The sequence below is a fragment of the Paenibacillus sp. FW101-FHT12H11 genome (genome assembly GCF_058790355.1).
Genome location: NZ_JBYTCO010000003.1, coordinates 614,384 through 634,901 on the forward strand (window position 1 = coordinate 614,384; position 20,518 = coordinate 634,901).

17 protein-coding genes are annotated in these 20,518 nt (G+C 46.1%); all 17 read left to right on the plus strand.

The window, feature by feature from the left end; translation table 11 throughout:
- The first annotated feature begins 126 nt into the window (after window positions 1-126).
- The 17 genes from AC3WTJ_RS12855 (at window position 127) to AC3WTJ_RS12935 (ending at window position 20,386) form a co-directional block, all read left to right on the plus strand.
- A complete protein-coding gene (locus tag AC3WTJ_RS12855) occupies window positions 127-870 on the plus strand; it encodes a YveK family protein (protein ID WP_492522074.1) in 744 nt (247 codons plus the stop codon).
- Window positions 854-1,495, plus strand: coding sequence for a CpsD/CapB family tyrosine-protein kinase (locus AC3WTJ_RS12860; RefSeq protein ID WP_407871815.1), 642 nt, complete (start codon window positions 854-856; stop codon window positions 1,493-1,495). Before AC3WTJ_RS12855 ends, AC3WTJ_RS12860 begins: the two co-directional genes overlap by 17 nt.
- A gap of 31 nt (window positions 1,496-1,526) precedes the next feature.
- Entirely contained in the window at window positions 1,527-2,465 is a 939-nt protein-coding gene (galU, locus tag AC3WTJ_RS12865; protein ID WP_492522075.1) for a UTP--glucose-1-phosphate uridylyltransferase GalU, read from the plus strand.
- Window positions 2,434-3,117, plus strand: a complete 684-nt coding sequence (locus AC3WTJ_RS12870) for a sugar transferase (RefSeq protein WP_492522076.1) — start codon at window positions 2,434-2,436, stop codon at window positions 3,115-3,117. The genes galU and AC3WTJ_RS12870 overlap by 32 nt, the downstream gene beginning before the upstream one ends.
- 25 nt (window positions 3,118-3,142) lie before the next feature.
- Window positions 3,143-4,078 (plus strand): glycosyltransferase, encoded by a 936-nt coding sequence (locus tag AC3WTJ_RS12875; protein WP_492522077.1) that lies wholly within the window; start codon window positions 3,143-3,145, stop codon window positions 4,076-4,078.
- 8 nt (window positions 4,079-4,086) lie between these two features.
- Complete coding sequence (locus AC3WTJ_RS12880; protein WP_492522078.1) at window positions 4,087-5,427, plus strand: O-antigen ligase family protein; 1,341 nt, start codon at window positions 4,087-4,089, stop codon at window positions 5,425-5,427.
- The gene (locus AC3WTJ_RS12885) at window positions 5,427-6,212 is read left to right on the plus strand and encodes a WecB/TagA/CpsF family glycosyltransferase (protein ID WP_127449106.1); all 786 of its coding nucleotides are present in this window, start codon (window positions 5,427-5,429) and stop codon (window positions 6,210-6,212) included. Before AC3WTJ_RS12880 ends, AC3WTJ_RS12885 begins: the two co-directional genes overlap by 1 nt.
- Window positions 6,213-6,222: 10 nt before the next feature.
- A complete protein-coding gene (locus AC3WTJ_RS12890) occupies window positions 6,223-7,716 on the plus strand; it encodes an O-antigen ligase family protein (RefSeq protein WP_492522079.1) in 1,494 nt (497 codons plus the stop codon).
- Window positions 7,658-9,025, plus strand: coding sequence for a lipopolysaccharide biosynthesis protein (locus tag AC3WTJ_RS12895; protein WP_407871820.1), 1,368 nt, complete (start codon window positions 7,658-7,660; stop codon window positions 9,023-9,025). The genes AC3WTJ_RS12890 and AC3WTJ_RS12895 overlap by 59 nt, the downstream gene beginning before the upstream one ends.
- A gap of 27 nt (window positions 9,026-9,052) precedes the next feature.
- The gene (locus tag AC3WTJ_RS12900) at window positions 9,053-9,889 is read left to right on the plus strand and encodes a glycosyltransferase family 2 protein (RefSeq protein ID WP_127449110.1); all 837 of its coding nucleotides are present in this window, start codon (window positions 9,053-9,055) and stop codon (window positions 9,887-9,889) included.
- On the plus strand, window positions 9,873-11,135 hold the full coding sequence (locus tag AC3WTJ_RS12905; protein WP_492522080.1) for a glycosyltransferase family 4 protein: 1,263 nt from the start codon (window positions 9,873-9,875) through the stop codon (window positions 11,133-11,135). The genes AC3WTJ_RS12900 and AC3WTJ_RS12905 overlap by 17 nt, the downstream gene beginning before the upstream one ends.
- Window positions 11,104-12,249 (plus strand): glycosyltransferase family 4 protein, encoded by a 1,146-nt coding sequence (locus AC3WTJ_RS12910; RefSeq protein ID WP_492522081.1) that lies wholly within the window; start codon window positions 11,104-11,106, stop codon window positions 12,247-12,249. Before AC3WTJ_RS12905 ends, AC3WTJ_RS12910 begins: the two co-directional genes overlap by 32 nt.
- A 30-nt stretch (window positions 12,250-12,279) precedes the next feature.
- Complete coding sequence (locus AC3WTJ_RS12915) at window positions 12,280-13,380, plus strand: glycosyltransferase (protein ID WP_127449114.1); 1,101 nt, start codon at window positions 12,280-12,282, stop codon at window positions 13,378-13,380.
- Between the two features lie 4 nt (window positions 13,381-13,384).
- The gene (locus tag AC3WTJ_RS12920) at window positions 13,385-14,716 is read left to right on the plus strand and encodes a UDP-glucose dehydrogenase family protein (protein WP_492522082.1); all 1,332 of its coding nucleotides are present in this window, start codon (window positions 13,385-13,387) and stop codon (window positions 14,714-14,716) included.
- Between the two features lie 41 nt (window positions 14,717-14,757).
- A complete protein-coding gene (locus AC3WTJ_RS12925) occupies window positions 14,758-16,128 on the plus strand; it encodes a sugar phosphate nucleotidyltransferase (protein ID WP_492522083.1) in 1,371 nt (456 codons plus the stop codon).
- A 116-nt stretch (window positions 16,129-16,244) separates the two neighbouring features.
- Window positions 16,245-17,756 (plus strand): glycosyl hydrolase, encoded by a 1,512-nt coding sequence (locus tag AC3WTJ_RS12930; RefSeq protein WP_492522084.1) that lies wholly within the window; start codon window positions 16,245-16,247, stop codon window positions 17,754-17,756.
- A gap of 20 nt (window positions 17,757-17,776) precedes the next feature.
- Window positions 17,777-20,386 carry a discoidin domain-containing protein gene (locus tag AC3WTJ_RS12935; RefSeq protein ID WP_492522085.1) on the plus strand — a complete coding sequence of 870 codons (2,610 nt, stop codon included), beginning with the start codon at window positions 17,777-17,779 and terminating at the stop codon, window positions 20,384-20,386.
- Window positions 20,387-20,518: the final 132 nt, after the last annotated feature.

Here is a 20,518-nt window from a genome sequence, read left to right on the forward strand (position 1 = left end):
AATGTCGTTTCGATAGGTGGGGATGAGGAGAATAAAACGCTTTCATTACAAACATCTTAACTGAAAGTTTTCTGAAAAGCAATACTGTATTTCTTGATTTATCAACTATTTTTTCGGGAGGGAACCATGGAGAAATCGATCTTGGATTACTTTGTACTCATTCGCAAAAAGCTGTGGATGATTGCGTTGTTCGTTCTTCTCTCGTGCCTGACAACCTTCTATGTCAGCAAAACATTTGTTGAGCCTGTATACAAGGCAAATACACAAGTTTTGGTAAGCAGTACGTTTAAGAGTGAAGAGAAAATAGATCTGAATGATGTATCGATGAACATGAATTTAGTTGAGAGTTACAAGGAAATCATTAAGTCGGACCAGATCATTCAGAAGCTTCTGACGGACCATCCGGAATTCGGTATGACGCAGAAAGAACTGTTGAAGAACTTGAAGGTAAGCTCAACGGATAAAACGCAAATAATTAAAATCGAGTTGGAAGATCCGAGCTATGAGAAAGCCGTCACGATGACGAAAACACTTGCGGATACATTCATGACCGAAGTGCCGTCCTTGATGAATATGAACAATGTCAAAATACTTTCCAGTTCAGATCCAGCTGTGAAGCCTTTGCCGGCGAACGCTAGTATCGTAATTAACCTGGCGTTGAGCTTTGTTTTATCGGCAATGGCAGCTATTGGTGTGTTTTTCTTTTTTGAAAATATCAATGATACGATTCGCTCTGAAAAAGAGGCAGAGTTCATTGTGGGCCTTCCCGTTCTTGCTTCCATCGGAACGATAAAGAAAGGCAAAGCAACCAAGTCTTCCAAAGCGCTAAGCAGAGAGGTAGGGGAACAGACGTATGTTACAGCTAAGTAATGTGCTGGTGACGGAATTAGATCCAATTTCACCGGTTTCCGAATCCTATCGCTCTTTACGAACGGCGGTGCGCTTTAAGAAAGTTGTACCCGCTGATCAAGGGCTAGGAATGGTGCTGATGATCGCATCGCCGAAGTCGCAAGAAGGCAAGACGACGACGCTGGCGAATCTGGCCGTAACGTATGCCCAGGAAGGGAAGTCCGTTGTGATCATTGACAGCAACTTGCGCCAGCCGGGCTTGCATAAGCTGTTTGGTATGAATAATACAAAAGGCTTGCTCCATTTTTTCCAAAAAGGGCTTGCTGTTGATGAAGTTATTACACCGACGGGCATCATGGGCCTTGATCTCATCGTTGCCGGCGGTCAACCGGTTAATCCGTCGGAGCTGGTAGGCTCCTCCCAGATGTTGAATCTGATGAATCAACTGAAGCAGCGATATGAGGTTATTCTGATCGATTCACCGTCAACGCTTGATTATACAGATGCAAGTTTGCTCTCGGAGTACAGTGATGGCGTACTGTTGGTCACAAGGAACGGTAAAACAAAGCGGGAATGGGCGAAACAAGCAAGAACACAGCTCGAACAATCAGGAGCCCGCATGTTAGGTATGGTTTTCAACCAATAATTGAATATGTACGCTTAGGAGGATGAGAAGGATGAAGACGGTCAAGAAAGCAATTATTCCGGCTGCGGGGTTAGGAACGAGATTTCTTCCCGCTACGAAAGCGATGCCCAAAGAGATGCTCCCAATCATCAACAAACCAACTATTCAATACATCGTGGAAGAAGCCATCGAATCCGGAATCGAGGATATTATTATTGTCACCGGTAAAGGAAAGAGAGCGATCGAAGATCATTTCGATAATGCTTTCGAGCTTGAGAACAAGCTGATGGAAACGGGGAAGCTGGAGCTCTTGAAAGAAGTTCAGCGTTCAGCCAAAGTAGAAATTCATTATATTCGTCAAAAAGAACCCAAGGGACTGGGGCATGCGGTCTGGTGTGCAAGAAGGTTCATCGGAAATGAACCCTTCGCTGTACTGCTGGGCGATGATATTGTCACAGGGAAGGTCCCCTGCTTAAAACAACTCATTCAGCAATATGAATTATCAGAAAATTCCGTCATCGGAGTCCAAACAGTACTGCCGGAATTAACGAATCGTTACGGTATCATTGATCCTGGCGAGCAAGATAATCGCCTTTATCAAGTGAAAGACTTTATTGAAAAACCTAAATTAGGTACAGCACCTTCCAATCTTGCCATTATGGGGAGATATGTGTTCTCTCCTAAAATCTTTGAATTTTTGGAGCTTCAGGAAAAAGGCGCCGGCGGCGAAATTCAGCTGACAGACGCGATTCAGAAGCTTAATAAAATAGAACGTGTTCTTGCTTATCATTTTGACGGTATCCGTTATGATGTAGGCGAACGACTTGGTTATATTCTTACCACAATGGCTTTCGCGCTTGAGAGCAAGGATCTTCGATTAGATGTGCTCGATGCGATGGCTTCACTGCTAATTAAGGAGAAATATGCCCCTATCTTAGAACATTTGGGAGGTGAAGATTATGAGCTTGCGAGAACTGCAGGAGGAATATGAGTACTACTATCCGGCTGCTACGAGATTGCAGGAAAGAAAGAACGTAACTTCCTATTCCGTTATGAAGCGTGCGCTAGATATTGTTCTCTCCTTAGCTGGTCTTATTTTCTTGATGCCTTTGTTCATCGTAGTTGCAGTTTGGATCAAGTTGGAAGATCCGGACGGTTCCGTTTTCTTCAAGCAAAATAGGGTTGGCAAAGATGAAACGTTGTTCCCGATGTATAAATTCCGCTCGATGGTCGCTAACGCAGAAGCATTGAAGCAGCAGTTAATGAGCCAAAATGAAGTCGAAGGCGCGATGTTCAAAATGAAAAACGATCCTCGCGTGACTCGTGTCGGCCGAATTCTTCGCAAAACGAGCATTGATGAGCTGCCGCAATTGTGGAACGTACTCATCGGTGATATGAGCTTGGTTGGTCCTAGACCGGCTTTGCCAAGTGAAGTGAAAGAGTACACCGCCTATGACAAGAAACGCTTGGCTGTAACACCTGGCTGCACAGGGTTATGGCAAGTAAGCGGCAGAAGCAATTTAAGCTTTGAGCAAATGGTTGAGCTTGATTTGACTTATATTCGTAATCGAAGTGTTTTCTATGATTTGAAAATTATCATGAAAACCGTATCGGTTCTGCTCGGTTCCAAAGACGCTTTTTAAAAAAAAGTTGAAAAGGAGTACCGCAATGGTGCATGATCAGCCAAAACCAAGGGTATCAATTGTCATCTGTACCTATAATCGCGCGGATTTGCTTCAGATCACACTGGACGCATTGCCTGCATTAACTGCAATAGATATGGCTGAGATTCTTATTGTGGATAACAATTCCACGGATCACACGCGAGAAATCTCCGAGTCATTTGTCCTTCGTCAAGCCGGGGTGTTGCGGGTTCGCTATCTATTTGAACAAACGCAAGGACTGTCGGCTGCGCGAAATAGAGGGATACAGGAAGCAAAAGGCGATATTATTGCGTATCTCGATGATGATGCGGTTCCCTGTTTGGAGTGGATACGCACGATTGTGGACACCTTTGATCATCGGCATGATGTGTATGCCATAGGTGGCATGATTCGTCCGAAGTTCGAAAGCGAGAGACCGGCATGGCTGATCAAATCGCTTGAACTTCCGTATACGATTGTAGATCGGGGAGAAGATGTTCATGAATATCCGATAAATAAGCATCCCTTCGGAGCGAATATGGCTGTTCGCAAATCGTTTCATGATACTTATTTGTTTCCAACCGACCTTGGAAGAAAAGGAACGCTCTTGCTGTCCGGTGAGGAGTCCTGGCTCTTCGAACAGATGCAACAGGAAAGAAAGACGATCCTTTATCATCCTTCCATGGTCGTGGATCACTTCATCCCCGACAATCGCTTAACGAAAGACTGGATCAAGCAGCGTTATTATTATCAAGGTATTACGAATGGCTCCATGCACAAGGGATTTATGAGCAAAGTAGCGCTTCTCGTTAATGTTGCTTGCAGGGTACTCTACATAGCTGTAAATGCTTTGTTTGCCCATACGGAAGGTGAAAAATTGCTCATTGCTTGTCGGATGCAAAGTATAAAAGGCACATTGCTCACGATGCGTAGTCGTGTGAAAATGCGCTTGACAGGGTGAGGATACGGATGACGCCGGTTTTTCCAATACAGCTCAAAAAACCGATGTACTATGCTGCGTTCTATGTCCTGCTTGCAGTGATCATGGGGGTAGCGGCTGTTTATCAGCCTAGCATCAGTATGTTGGGGTTGGCCGTACTTTTCATGTGCATATATGCCATTTACCAACCGGAAAAAATGAGTTACCTGGTCCTGCTTTCAACCGCCATATCCATCAACTACATTGTGGAGGCGAATTTCCCAGGGCTGGAGATCCTTTCCCTTTACAAATTAGGGATACTCATACTATTAGTTCCCAGCATGCTGCAAAATGGACTTCGCATGAAGTTCATTTACCCAATAGTAGCAATTGCCGGCATGTTGTTCATTACACTCTTTTTCTCAGAATGGCATCCGAGATTGACGCTTTCCATCACCTTGAAAGCCTTCATCGGACTCGCGCTTCCTTTCTTTTTCCTCATGATCAAATGGAAAAAGGAAACAGCGGAAAAGCATATCCGGATTATCTGTCTGCTTCCAGTGGTAAGCGTAGTGACTGGGGCAATCCTTCAGCTGGTTCATTTGTATTCCTTTCTCAATGTAGAGTTCACGGGAGCCATCCGAGTACAAGGGGCGAATATCGCACCTCATTTGGCGATGTTAGCTTTTCTTGGGATCACCGTTGCTTTAATTGAAACCAAGCGGAATCCGTTGAATGCCAAGTTCTTGTATTGTACATTGGCTGCCAACTTTGCGATTCTGATTGCTACGGGAACCCGAGGTCCCATACTCGCCATGCTAGCCATGGCCGGGTACTACTTCTTCGATATGGTGAAGCAGTATATCAAAGGGAAGCTCATCTTATTGATTCCGTTGGTCTGTTCCCTTGCTTTAATTGGCGGAGCTGTGTATCTCCAGTGGGACAATATGACGAAGCGTTCCTTCGAGCGCCAGACGGGCACGGGCATCGATTTATCGGGAAGAACGGAGGCGTGGAACTACTTTCTAAAGGGAGTGAAAGATTCCCCGATGACAGGAAGAGGCCTTGGCGCTGTTACTGTCGCGAACGACGGCAGTTTGTACGTCGGTTTTGTGGTTCCGCATAACGAATATATCCGCTTCTATTATGATTCCGGTTATATCGGCTGCATCCTGCTGTTTCTATCGCTGCTTGTGTTATTCCGAATGATTTATCGCGTCATTCCACGGCGAATTAAAATTTATTATGCCGCATTCATTCTGGCATTCTTTCTGTATTCCTTGTCGGATAATACATTATCCACGATTCAATTCATCATTCCTTTTTGCTGGTATTTGAATGGTTTGTATATTCTCTCGACGACAAATTCGAAAAAAGAAGAGTTGATCTGATGAGTAGAGTGACTATGTTCGATGTTCATTTTGATAATTATGACTTTCTGGACTTGCTTGCTTATATGGATGACGTCATTCGCCAGAATAATCATTCTTACATTTTAACCTGCAATGTCGATCATTTAATTAAGCTCAGAAAAGATGCTGAGTTTCAAAAGGTATATTCAGACGCGGGTGCGATTGTGGCGGATGGCATGCCCATTATATGGGCATCGAAGATGCTTCGCAAACCGCTCAAACAAAAGGTGTCCGGCTCTGATTTGTTCGCAAAATTAGGGGAAGCCTTCGCGGAACGCCAATATAAGCTCTTTTTCTTAGGGTCGGCGGTCGGGATTCCGGAACAAGCGGTTAAGAATCTGAAGCTCGTCTTTCCGAATTTGAACATCGTGGGCTGTTACTCACCTTCTTATGGCTTCGAGAAGAAAAAGGATGAGAATGAGCGTATTGTTCAAATGCTGATTGATACGCAGCCAGATATCGTGTTTGTTGGCGTTGGTGCGCCGAAACAAGAAAAGTGGATTTATCAAAACTATCTCCAATATAAAGTGCCGATTTCAATTGGTGTAGGTGCAACCTTCGATTTTCTTTCGGGCACTGTCAAGCGAGCTCCGAACATTATGCAGAGAACAGGGTTTGAATGGTTTTGGCGGCTTGTGCAAGAACCTCGGCGGCTGTGGAAGCGTTACTTGGTACACGATGCGATGTTTGCCGTCCTGCTGTGGCGCGAGGTTGTTAAGCAGTTCAAGCTGAAACGGGAGGGGACGGGAGTCAATAGTGGATGATTTCAGCAAAATGAGTAAACCCCCTTTGATCATGACACAGACGGGTCGCATGACGTTGTTATTCACTGCAATGGCTTTAGCCGTCTCTGTCGTCATTGGTTATTCAAGTGCAACTCTGGATCCTGATCTGAGTATGCAAATTGCAATCTTGTCAATGCTGCTATTTCCTGCTTTTGTATTGGCCTTATTCGATTCACGGCGATTAATTCCCTATATCCTGCTGGTCTGGGTCATTTGTCCGGAGATCCGGCGCATACAGGATTGGATGGAAGGAACGTACCATTCGGTATCGCTGCTAAGTATTGCACCTTTATTAACAAGTGCCGTGCTGATTATTCCTATCTTGGCTAAGTTCCACCAGATGGAATCCCGCATCTACAAGCTGCTCATTTATATAGCCATCGTGCTGCTGTATGGCTGCCTGATTGGCGTAACAAAGAATGGGAGCGGGACCTTTTACGATTTAGCAAACTATGTGATTCCGTTATTGTTAATCCCTTATGCGGCTTTAAGTGAATTCGACAATAAGGCGCTGGACCGTTTAATTGTTGCTTTCTCTAACACGGCCATCTTGGTAGCTGTCTATGGCATTATTCAGTACATCATCGTGCCTCCCTGGGATGCATTTTGGATGAATCATGTGGAAATGACGTCGATTGGCCATCCTTTTCCTTTGGAAATCAGAGTATTCTCTACGCTGAATTCGCCTGGACCTGCAGGGATGTATATGGGAACTGCGCTTGCACCGATGATTTTAGAAAAAAAATGGCGGGGACCGTTAGGCTGGATCGGTATTATCCTGGTTACGGTTGGACTCCTTGTCACGTTAGTTCGTTCTGCTTGGGTAATGCTTTTCATCGATATCGCGATTTATACGGCTGTATCGGCCGGCAGACAGAAGTGGAAGCTGATCGCTCAATTAACAGCTGTTATTGCAGCGATGTATGTCATTATCCCGAAGCTGCCTGGAGCACAGGGGCTGATTGCGCGATTAGATACGATGACAGCCATTCAGGATGACCACTCTTATAATGAGAGACTAGATTTCTTTCATACCGTTTTTCCGATGATGTTCTCGAAACCGCAAGGATTAGGGCTAGGAAGTATTGGTGTCGGCACCAAGCTGAGCAACGGTGGGGCACTAGGGGAATATGGCATTTTCGATAATGGATTTGTTGCCATTTTTCTAACCTTTGGCATTCTTGGCGGCTTATTGTTCCTATGGGCTTTGTGGCTTGTCACCCGTTATCTGTTATCTCAGAAACACCAACCGGGCGGGATAACGGCTTACGGTAAGTTAGGGCTCTCAGCTCTGCAAGGAAGTATCGTTTGTCTTGTTTTTGAAAATGGGTACACAGGGTTGAAAGGTTTTCTATTATGGATGGTCGTAGGCATTGGAATTATGGCGCATCGAACGATCGTTCAAGAGAGGAGGCAAATTTCGGATGCAGCAGCCAGTCAACTTGAAATTAGTCCGCATAAAGCCTCTGTTCGGCTTCATTAAAGCTTTTTTTTCAAGCAAAAGTCATTTATCATCTTCCGTTAAAACGATGTTTTTCAGTGTGCTTATCTTGGTCATTAATATGCTAACCGGTATTTTGACAGCGCGATTTCTTGGGCCATCGGGCCGAGGAGAGCAGGCCGCTATGGTGTTATGGTCACAATTCTTAGCCTTTAGCTTCTCATTTGGTATGCCTTCCGCCATTATTTACAACGTGAAAAAGAACATGAAGGATTCCGCCAAGCTTTATTCGACCGCTGTTCTCATGGGTTTGACAGCAGGCATGCTTGCGATGTGCTTAGGGATACTGGTTTTGCCCTATTGGCTCCGTACGTATTCCGACAGTGTGGTCCTATTCTCGCAATGGTCCATGGTTATCGTACCGCTCATCGTATTGTCCCAGATTAATAATGCGATGATGCAGGTAAGAGGCGAGTATAAACTATTTAATCGTCTGCGATTTCTTATTCCGCTGAGTACGCTCATCGGCCTTGCTCTGCTAATCCTGACTAAAACCATGACTCCTTACACGTCAGCTGTAGCTTATCTCGCTCCGGCGGTTCCCTTTTACATATGGACCACTGTTCGTTTGCTAAGACAGTATCAATGGGTGATCAAGGATGTTTTCAGCTCCTTTAAGACTCTAATCAGATATGGGATTGGATCCTACGGCAACGATTTGATGGGCAATGTTTCCTACTACATCGATCAAATTGTGATAATCGGTCTGCTGAATCCCACTGAGCTTGGACTCTATGCCGTAGCAGTAAGCCTTTCTCGGGTCGTTAATATTTTCTCAACCTCGATTATCGTGGTGCTGTTCCCAAAAGCATCCGGGCTGCCGAAGGATAAAGTGGTGGATATGACGTTCCGTGTATACCGGATCAGCACATGCGTAGCCTTGTTATGCTCCCTGATCATCATGCTGGTTGCTCCTTTCGTCATGCCGCTCTTGTATGGTCCTGATTTTAGAGAAGCCATCAGTGTGTTTCGCATGCTGCTTCTTGAAGTGTCCATTTCAGGTGGAACCATGGTTTTAGCACAAGCGTTCATGGCATTAGGCAAACCCAAGATCGTTACCATTCTGCAAGGGATCGGGCTGCTGGTTGTCATCCCACTACTGACAGTGCTTATTCCGAAGTTTGGACTCGCCGGTGCGGGAATGGCCATTTTGTCATCGGGTATTCTGCGCTTTATCTTTATTTTAATCAATGTCAAATTCACCTTGAAAACGAAACTTCCAAGATTACTGTTGAATAAAGAGGATATCCGTTGGTTGCTTTCAGCAATAACAGCATATAAGGCCAAATAATTGGACATTGGGGGAGGGGCGAACGAAATGAGTCGCTATCGTGATGCTGTGGGAGTGAATCGAATTTCTGTTGTCATCATTGCGCAAGACGATGAATCGAGAATAGCGAATGCGATCGCCTCCTGCAAGCCTTTTGCAGACGAAATTGTTGTAGTCGATGGCGGGAGCAAGGACGGAACCGTTCGAGTGTCCGAGCAATTAGGCTGCAAAGTCTATGTGAACGCATGGCCAGGTTATGCGAAACAGCGTATCTATGGCAGTGATCGTGCCACCTATGACTGGATATTCGTAATCGACACGGATGAGGTGGTCAATGAGCAATTATCAACCTCCATTCAGATGCTGAAAGGCGAGTTATCCGATCCAAGCAAAGCCTATTCCGTTCTGCGGATTGGAGACTTTCTGGGACGCTGGATGGGGAAAGGCGAGAAGCTGGTCCGATTGTATAACCGTACACAAATTCAGTATAAGGAAAGTCTAGTGCATGAAACACCGAATGTGGAGAATGAGAATGTGTTATTTATACCAGGTGTCTTATGGCATTATGGTTTCCGCAGCATTCACGACCATATTCAGCGGTTTAATAAATATACCGATCTGGAGGCAGAAGGCGCAGTGGCGATGGGAAAAAGATTTAGTCTGCTGCGTATGCTCGTTCGACCTCCTTTGCGTTTTGTTCAAAAATATATCGTTCATGGCTTGTATAAAAAGGGAATTCCCGGGCTTGCCGTAGCGCTATTCTGGGGAATCTACGAGTTCCTGGTCTGCATGAAGCAGTATGAGCTTGGATTAGCTCGTAAACGTGTAAAGAAGTCCCATGATGGGCCGATCAAGGAGGGGAAAGCTTATGCAACGATACAATGATTTACGGATCTTGTGCACGGGAATGGGCTGGCCCTCAGCTCAGCCAGGTGGGTTAAACACTTATTTCAAGCATATTTGCGAAAGCTTGGATACGCATCATGAACTTGAAGCACTGGTTTGCAGTGCCAATAAGCCGGAAGTGACAAGCGGTCTTCGTGTCACCAATGTGGCCGGCACGAATTTGAAGTTGAGCAAACGGCGTGATGCTTTTCGCATGCAAGCCACAGAAATCATGAACGGGCAGCATGTTGACATCGTGTATGCGCACTTTGCTCCGTACAGTCTGGGCGTGGCGATGGAGGCGAAAGCCCGAAATATTCCGGTTGTGATGACTTTTCACGGCCCGTGGAGTGAGGAAATAAGGCTTGAGGGGAAAGGTTTGAAGCATAGATTCAAAACCATGATCGCGAAAAACTGGGAAATGAAAGCATACCAATTGGCGGATGCCTTCATCGTGTTAAGTGAAACTTTTCGCGATATTCTTCACCGCCAGTACGGTGTCCCGCTGGCCAAGATACACATCATTCCCGGCGGGGCGGACGTAGCCCGGTTCAGGCCGGCAGCGAATCGTTCCGCAATCAGAGCGAAGCTGGGGCTGCCGGAAGGGAAAACCGTCGTGTTGACTTTGCGAAGGTTGGTTAACCGAATGGGGCTGCTTCAGCTGCTAGAAGCTTGGAAAGAAGTTGTGCGTTCGAAGCCGGATGCCGTGCTGTTTATTGGCGGCAAGGGTCCGCTGAAAGCTGAACTGGAAAGCCGAATTGCCGAGTATGGGCTCCAGTCTAGCGTAAGATTGCTGGGTTACATTCCTGACAGTGAGCTTGCGGACTATTATCAGGCAGCCGATCTGTTCGTTGTTCCGTCACAAGCGCTAGAGGGCTTCGGCTTAATCACGGTAGAAGCAATGGCAGCAGGGGTTCCTGTCATGGCAACTCCGATTGGCGGGAACCGTGAAATTCTTGAGAAATACCGGCCGGATATGCTGTTCTCGGGAACCGGCAGCAGTGACATTGCCTCAGGATTAACTCGCATATTGAAGCATCCTGAGTTGTGGCCAACAAGTGAGCAGTGCAGGAATCATGTGTTGGAGCATTATACATGGAAGAGAGTTTCCGAGCAGGTGAACGAAGTATTTCGTTCCGTGATTGATCTTGATCGCCATGCTTACGTCAGGAATCAATCGGCTGCAGCTAAGAAGAGAGGAGGACGTGAACAAGATGAGAGTAGCTTATCTGGATCATACCGCTAGATGGAGCGGGGGAGAAGTCGCACTGTACAATCTCATTACGAACTTTGGCAAAGAGATTGATCCTCTCGTTATTGTGGCTGAAGAAGGAGCGCTGGTTGATCGGTTAAGAGCGAAAGGGATTGATGTTCGCGTTTTACCTTTAAGTGATAAGGTGCGCAATCGCAATCGTAATGCCGTGAATTTTCAGGCGGTATCGGCGGCATTTGAACTTTGGAGTTATGGGAAAAGGGTAGCCAAATTGCTCAAAGCTGAGAAGGTTGCCTGTGTACATACGAATTCTTTGAAATCTGCCTTTTATGGAGCCGTTGCTGCTAAATGGGCAGGAATTCCACTTATCTGGCATATTAGGGATCATATTGGCGTTCCCTATTTAAAGCCGGTTGTTGCCCAAGCGATTCGCCTGATGTCCCGATTGCTGCCTAATGGCGTTATTGCAAATTCCAATTCTACGTTGAGTGCTTTGAACTTGCCGAAGTCCAAGAAAACATTAGTCGTGTATTCGGCCTTCGCCAATTCCAAAGCTAAAAGCCTGGCACTCGTCGAGAAAACATGGCGAAAACCGTACGTAGTCTTACTGGTTGGTCGGTTGGCCGAATGGAAGGGCCAGCATATTTTGCTCGAAGCAGCAAAGTCTTTTCTGCCGGATGAGCAGGTTCATTTCTGGTTAGCCGGGGATGCCCTGTTCGGCGAAGATGCCTATAAGAAGCAGCTGCTGCAGCAAATTGCCGACAATCAATTGAACAATGTCACCTTGCTAGGTCATGTTGAAGATATTCAGGGGTTAATGCAAAAAGCAGATCTATTGGTTCATACCTCTATCACACCTGAGCCTTTCGGTCAGGTCATTGTCGAGGGCATGGCAGCCGGTTTACCGGTTATTGCTTCTAATGAAGGCGGCCCAACGGAAACCGTTGTGCATGGTGAAACGGGACTTCTCATTACACCAGGGAAACCAGCCGTGCTGGCTGATGCTATTCGCTACCTGCTCGAGCATCCTGAGGAGAGACGCCGAATGAGCGAGAATGGCATCAAGCGTGTGGAGCAACACTTTGTTATCGAACGAACCGTTACCCAAATCACTCATTACTATGCAGGTTTCATCGCTAACTCTTGATGACCGCTTAGTGTGTAAAGGATGGATCAAATGAAAATAGCAATTGCGCATGATTATTTGGTTCAAATGGGCGGAGCCGAAAGAGTTGTTGAAGTCTTTCACCAAATGTACCCGAGTGCTCCCATTTATACGACCATGTTTAGCAACAATCGTCTGCTCGATGAACTGAGGGATGCGGATATACGAGCCTCTTGGATGCAGAAAATGCCTGGAGGAAAAAGTCATTTTAAAGAAATGCTGCCTCTTTATCCGTTTGCGATTAAGGATTTTGACTTTCGAGAATTTGATATTGTGCTCAGTTCAAGCAGCGCATTCATGAAGAGTATTCAGGTACCGAAGAACACGTTCCATCTGTGTTACTGCCATACCCCCATGCGTTTCGCCTGGGATTATGACACTTATATGGAGAGACAAACCAAATCGAGCGTGATGAAACGTCTCTTGAAAATTTATATCGATCAGCTTAAGCAATGGGATCAAAAAACGTCAGCAAATGTAAATCAGTTTATTGCGAATTCTTCGGTTGTGAAAAGTCGTATCCGAAATTACTATCATCGCGATTCCGATGTTATTTTTCCACCGATTAATACGACTCGCTTTCACAGCTCGACGAACATTGATAATTATTATTTGATCGTATCAAGACTTGTGTCTTATAAACGGATTGATCTGGCTGTAGAAGCATTTAATCGGAATGGCCTGCCTCTGCATATCGTAGGGGAAGGCCCCGATCTGATGAGACTGAAGGCGATGGCCAAAGGAAATGTTCGTTTTCTGGGGAGGTTGGATGACGGTTCAGTAACCAAAATGATGGCGGAGTGTCGCGCCTTAATCTTTCCCGGCGAGGAGGATTTCGGGATTACACCGCTGGAGGCGAATGCGGCAGGAAGACCCGTTGTCGCCTATCAGGCTGGCGGTGCGCTAGATACCATAGTGCCTCATGTAAATGGTGTGTTTTTCAAACGGCAAGAGGTAGAGGATCTGCTGCTCGCTATACAGGAAGTGGAAAACCATGCCTGGGATGTGAGCCGAATTATCCAACATGCCCAGAAATTTGATGAAAAAACATTTATGGAGAAATTGAAAATCTACATGGCTAAAGCTTATCAACAATTCAGAGAGGGGAATTAATCGTATGGATATTGCAGTAATTGGAACAGGCTATGTGGGATTAGTTTCCGGGGTGTGCTTCGCTGAGGTGGGAAATAATGTGATCTGTGTGGATCAGGATAAACAGAAAATTGACAAGCTGCAGAACTTCATTTCTCCTATCTATGAACCTGGCATTGAAGAGCTCATGGAGAAGAATATCCATGCTGGCCGGTTAGCTTTTACAACGGATTTGGCTCACGCCATCAGCCAGTCTGAACTCATTATCATTGCCGTGGGCACACCGTCCTTGCCGAATGGCGAGGCTAATCTGTCCTACATTGAGCAAGCGTCTATGGAGATCGGCAAGGCTATGAACGGGTATAAAATCATTGCAACGAAAAGCACCGTTCCCGTAGGTACGAATGAGCATATTCAAATGATTATTGCGATGAATACGCAGCATGCCTTCGATGTTGTATCCATTCCCGAGTTTCTGCGCGAAGGTTCGGCTATCGATGATACCCTTCATCCGGATCGTATTGTCCTTGGACTCGATAATCCAAGCTTGGCTGAGCCGCTTACCGATCTCCACCGTGCCTTCACGGATCAAATCTTCGTCACAAGCATCCGGAGCTCCGAGATGATCAAGTATGCTTCGAATGCCTTTCTTGCGACTAAAATTTCATTTATCAATGAAATCTCCAATATTTGCGAGAAGGTCGGCGCTGATGTCACGGAAGTGGCCAAAGGGATGGGGAAAGATAAGCGAATTGGTTCATCTTTCCTGAATGCCGGTATCGGCTACGGAGGTTCTTGCTTCCCGAAAGATACGGACGCTTTGATTCAAATTGCCGGCAATGTCGATTATGAGTTTCAATTGCTCAAATCCGTCGTGGAAGTGAATAAATCGCAGCGCTACAAGGTGATTTCCAAACTTGAGGCTTCCCTTGGACTGCTAAGCGGCAAAGTGGTCGGCATTTGGGGGTTATCCTTCAAGCCGAATACGGACGATATTCGTTATGCGCCGTCGATTGAAATTGTTGAAACGCTGATCCGAGCTGGAGCAACGCTGAAGCTGTATGATCCAATTGCGATGGATAAATTCAGGGAGCGTATTGACCATCCTTCGATTCAGTGGTGTGAGAATGCCATGGAAGCAGCCGTTGGTGCTGATGCGATTTGCTTGCTAACGGATTGGGAGGAATTCAAAACGATCTCCTTGTCTAAACTGATCTTTATCATGGATCAGCCGATTCTCATTGATGGCCGCAACGTGTACAGCCAAGAACAAATTCAAGGAACGGGGCTCAAATATTATTCCGTTGGGCGACCTGATTTGATTGGCGTATCCAGACCGAAAGCACTGGCTAGATAATTTGCTTGTATCCCAAATAAATCAAATGGAGCGTGGTTTTCATGAAATTGGTACTTCTTTCAGGCGGTTCCGGTAAGCGACTTTGGCCATTGTCCAATGATTCCAGATCCAAGCAGTTCTTAAAGGTACTTGAGGATGATAAAGGCAAAGATGAATCCATGGTGCAACGTGTATGGAGACAACTGCAGAATACAGGCCTTGGCGAGGATGCGTACTTAGCGACGAATCGCTCGCAGGTCGAGATGATTATCAGCCAACTTGGCGGAGAAGCTCCGCTTATTATCGAACCTGAGCGCAGAGATACATTTCCTGCTATCGCTTTAGCTGCTGCTTATATGTATGATGTGGAAAGTTTACCTTTAAACACAGTGATTACGGTGCTGCCGGTAGATCCGTATGTGGATGAGGCATTTTTCCAGAAAATTAAACAATTAGAGGACGTTCTGCACGAAACAGACGCGAATTTAGCGCTAATGGGTGTCGTTCCGACGGTTCCGTCCGAGAAATATGGTTATATTGTTCCTTCTGAAGAGCGCCGGGAAGGGACAGAAGCGGTAGCAGTCCAATATTTCTTCGAGAAGCCTAACCGGGAACAAGCAGCAGTTTTAATTGATCAAAAAGCGCTTTGGAATTGTGGCGTCTTTGCATTCCGGCTGGGCTATCTCATTGAGGTCATGATGGATAAAGGAATTCCGATTCAATACGAGGAAATGCTCAGAAATTATCATAAATTAACGAAAATCAGCTTCGACTATGAAGTTGTTGAGAAAGAAGCAAGTTGTGTCGTTGTTCCTTACGATGGATTCTGGAAGGATTTGGGAACTTGGAATACGTTGACGGAAGAAATGGGACGTTCCCAAATCGGGACAGGTATCGTAACGACGGATTGCGAGAATACTCATCTGATTAACGAGCTCGACATCCCTGTCACCGTTATCGGCATTCATGACGCTGTTGTAGCCGTGAGCCCGGATGGCATTCTGGTGACGAACAAGTCGGAGAGCCCTCGCATTAAGGAAGTCATGAATACAATCGAGCATCGCCCGATGTATGAAGAACGCAGATGGGGACGGTATCGTGTTATTGATTATGTCAAATATGCCGAAGATAATGAGGTGCTTACGAAACGTATTCTCGTTCATGCCGGTAAAAATATCAGTTATCAGCTGCATTACAAACGTTCTGAAGTATGGACCATTGTAAGCGGCGTAGCGGATATTATCATTAATGATAAGCTCTACCAAGTGAAGCCGGGGGATGTTGTGCGTATTCCGGAGGGGACCAGACACAGCATACGGGCAATTACGGATGTTGAATTTATCGAGGTACAAAGTGGATCCGACTTAGTCGAAGAGGATATCGTTCGGATTTGTATGGACTGGAAGGATATTTCCCTTCATCAATTTATTTAAGTTTTGTTTTGAAACAAAGAACCGCCTTCTATTCGATTTCGGGAATGGAAGGCGATTCCTTGTTTGAAGGCATAAAAATTACAAATATACCCATTTCATGGTGAAAAGGATGCGTTATGACAAAGAAGATGATTCAAATTTTAGGAAAGGCAGGTGTACGTAAGAAAGTGGTTTCCTTATTGTTCTTACTCTCCTTGGTAGCTCCGAATTTCTTGTTTCAACCGCAAGCAGCGGCGTCCGCGACTTCTGTTCCAGTCAACGCGCAAGCAACGGTAGAAGCGAAGGCGGTGCTGCAGAAGCTCTATGTCGTTTCGGGTGTCAGCACGATTAGCGGGCAGCATGATTATCTTGAAAGTCCAGATGAATGGACGAATCAAGTGAAAGGGTGGACAGGAAAATTTCCTGCCCTTCATGGTTATGAATTCGGTGCCGTTTTGGCTCAAAACGAAAGCCAATTGGCGCAACAAAGGCAAAAGGTCGTCAACAGCGCAATCGCTTGGAATAAGGCCGGCGGTATGGTTACTATCTCTTATCATCAAAGCATTCCTGGCACCTGCCTCTGCTGGTCGAATGTGCAGCGGAATATGAGCCAAGCGGAATTCGATAAGTACGTCACCCCGGGCACTCCCCAGTATGCGAAATTGATTGATGATCTGGATAAAACGGCAATTTACTTGGAGAAATTGAAAGAAGCGGGCGTTCCTGTCTTGTGGCGTCCCTATCATGAAATGAACGGGGACTGGTTCTGGTGGGGCAAGAAGGACAACTTCTCCGCACTGTGGACGATTATGTACGATCGCTTCGTGCATGTGCATAAGCTGAATAATTTGCTTTGGGTGTGGAGTCCTAACGCGCCGAATGCGAATGCCGACCCTTTCACGGCCACCTATCCAGGGGGAAGCAAAGTGGATGTTCTCGCGGTCGATATCTATGATAATGATTACAATCCGGATTATTATAAAAGTATCACCCAATTGGCAGGCGGCAAGCCTGTGGCGATCGGGGAGAATGGCGAACTGCCAAGTGCTGATGTATTAAAAGATCAGCCCCGCTGGGCTTATTTCATGACGTGGGGCAAGATGCTGACCGAAAATAACAAAAAAGATGAGATTAAATCGTTCTACTCGCATTCGAAAATATTGAGCAGGGAATCTTTCCTGCCAATCAAACAACCGCAGATTCAGCCAATTTCGGCCCCGGATAGTAAAAATGGGCTGCGAGCGGAATATTTCGACAATAAGGATTTGACCGGGCTAAAAGAAACGAAGGTGGATGCCAAAATTGATTTTAATTGGTCGACTTCAGCCCCTTTCCCTTCCATGCAAGCAGATACATTTTCGGTGAGATGGACAGGCAAACTTTTGCCCGCCTATTCGGAAACGTATCAGATATCCACGCTAAGCGATGATGGCATTCGCGTTTGGGTGAACGGCAAGTTGGTTATTGATAGTTGGTTCAATCAAAGTTGGGTAGAACGAACAGGATCTATTGCCCTTACCGCTGGCGTGCCTGTTGATTTGAAAGTGGAGTATTATGATAACCAGAATGGTGCCGCTGCTAAACTCATGTGGAAGAGTCCTTCCCAACCCAAAGAAATTATTCCAGCAAATGCCCTATTACTACCTTAGAGGTTTGAGAGGTATCTAACATGATGAGATATGTGATTGTGCCATCGGCCTTGTTGATCTTACTGATCCTGATCTCGGCTTCGACTAATTACGGTGCATCTGCAAGAACAGAGATGGTAAAGGTGATGACAGAATCCAATCAGATTGGCAATCCAATCTGGACGTTAGGCAAACCCGACGATTCTGATTTGGAATTTGGAAAAGAAAGCGCAGATTCGATCAGTTATACCGTATCTTCGGGCGAACAGCAGCAGGAGACTTGGAGCTCGGTGCCGCAAGGTCTCAATAAATCGTTGAATCCAACTTTGTCGATCAACTATGCCTTAGCTGAAATACCCGAATATGGGGTTCATTTCCGAGTGAAAATTCTAGATGCGCATAAATCCGTTCCTCAGATGGCGGTGTTTTCCAATAACCTGCTTTCGGGCATCATTCAAATCGCCGGAGTCGGAGGGACGACTAGCGCTTACGAATATAAAAAATTATATGAGCTCTATATTCCTAAGGAGCAGCTGCAGCTCGGAAATAACGTATTGAAGCTGTCGGCTGAAGGATGTTTGTCTTGCAAAGCGGATGAGAATAAATTTCTATGGTGGAAATGGGACTATCTCTCGCTTGATGCACTAGCTGCCCCTGCCGAAGAGCCTATTCATGGGCGATATGTGGAATCGGGCACCAAGGTCAGCAATTTGTCCTTTTATTATGACCAAGGAGCGGTTCGACACCTTCCCTATGTTTTAAAATGGCTTGGAATTGCCTATAGCGGCAATGTGATGCGTGTGGATTGCGCGACCGATGTCAAAGAGGGATGTTCCGCCATTAAGCCTTATTATGAAACACTGCGTGACTACAACACGCAAGCGGTAGCTCTTCATTTGCATACAGGAAATATTAAGCTGAATGATGACGGCACACTGCCGGCCGATGCAGAAAATAAGTTGTCGGACTATGTGAAGCAGTATGGCTCCATGTTTCAATACTATGAGATTGATAATGAACCAGGCTTATTTAATCGATCCAAAAGCGTGAATCTGGCCATAGCCAAATGGCTCAAAACCAATCTGCCCGAGCTTGCTCCACATGTGAAAACGGTCGCTCCGGGCTGGGCTTATGCGCCGCAATACAGCATGAGAGCTTGTCGGAATCAAAACACATCGGGCGTGCTGCGCTGCGGAGATCCTGACGGATGGGAGAGTGATCCGAATCAGCGAATGGAACTTGAAGAGATGACGGATTTAACCAACGGGCATGCGTATGGGACCTCTTATGTGAATAATAAAGATGGAAGCTTTCTGGAGAACATGCGGACCTTCGGAGGGGCAGAGGATGGTTTGCAGAAGCTGATGCTGAATACGGAGTACGGCACTTCGGATAGCCATAAAGATCCCGTTGAATATGGCGCGGCGGAACCCCATGCGGCTGTCTTTGATCGCATCATGAGAGCTCATATCGGATATGCCGATATGTTCATGCAGCACGCGGCCTTTTATCCGGAATATGCCTTGTTCGAACCGGGCATTGATTTGAATACGCAGAACCCCGCACAGATGCAAATTCATAAGAATTCGACGGAAGAGGATACGCGAGTCGGGGTGATGCGGCGCTTAAATCTGGCTTATGCGACGCATGGCAAGCCGTTGGTGTACGAAATAAGCAATAAACCGGAGCTATCGGATAAACTGGTTTATTTCCGGGGCGTGGATACCTCGACATTACCTGCACTTCCTGGTTCAGGAGGGAAATCGGATAAGATTTTACTCAATTTTGTAAATTTTGAATCGAGTCCGCAAACGATACAGGTTAAGGTGACGATGCCAGAGGCTGCGATATATGAAGGTGAAAGATTCGGAGCGGGTGATACGTATGAGTCGGCACGATCCTATTTGAGCAGGTTGCAAGCCGATCCCAAACTGGATTTTAAAGAAACGTTAGGCCCGGGTGAGGCTGTGCAGTACATCTTATCGCGGGCAGACGGGGTGAAGAAAGTGGCACCAACGTGGATTCAGGCGAAACCGGCTCAGCATCATGCGATTGAGCTCAGCTGGAATGAGTCGGAAGTAGCACAAAGTTATGATATATTGCGCAAATCCGGCGGGAGTGAGAGCAGTTACGAGGTGATAGCCGAGCAAGTGCAGGGGACTGAGTTTGTAGATACGAGTACAGTAATTGGGAACCAATACGAGTATCAGATTAGACTCTCAGGTACCAACGAAGTTTCACAACCGGCGTCAGCTATCGCAACAGATAGTGTGGCGCTGGATCGCAAGGACTGGGAAGTTACCAGCAGTTCCGGAAAACCCCAAGGGGCGATTGACGGTAATATCTACAGCCGATGGGATACGGGGGTCGCGCAAGCTCCCGGGCAATTCTATCAAGTGGATATGAAAACACCGACCACGATCAACCGAATACGGCTTCGGAGCGAAGGGTCCCCGAATGATTATCCAAGGAAATATGAGGTTTATGTTTCTACCGATGGGTATACGTGGTCTCAGCCGATTGCAACAGGTAGCGGTTCAAGCATACTGGACATTAATTTTAGTCCAACGTATGCACGATTCGTCAAGATCGTCCAGACAATGAAGGCAGGGAATTACTGGTCCATTCATGATCTGCAGATTTTTGGCTAGACATCGAGGAATACGCTTACCCTTTGCGGGTTGAAGCGACGATGAGAAACAAAATTAAGATGAGCAACCAGATGACTTGAACCATATTATCCTCGCCTTTTGTTATAATAAATCAAGTTTAACAAGAATTCT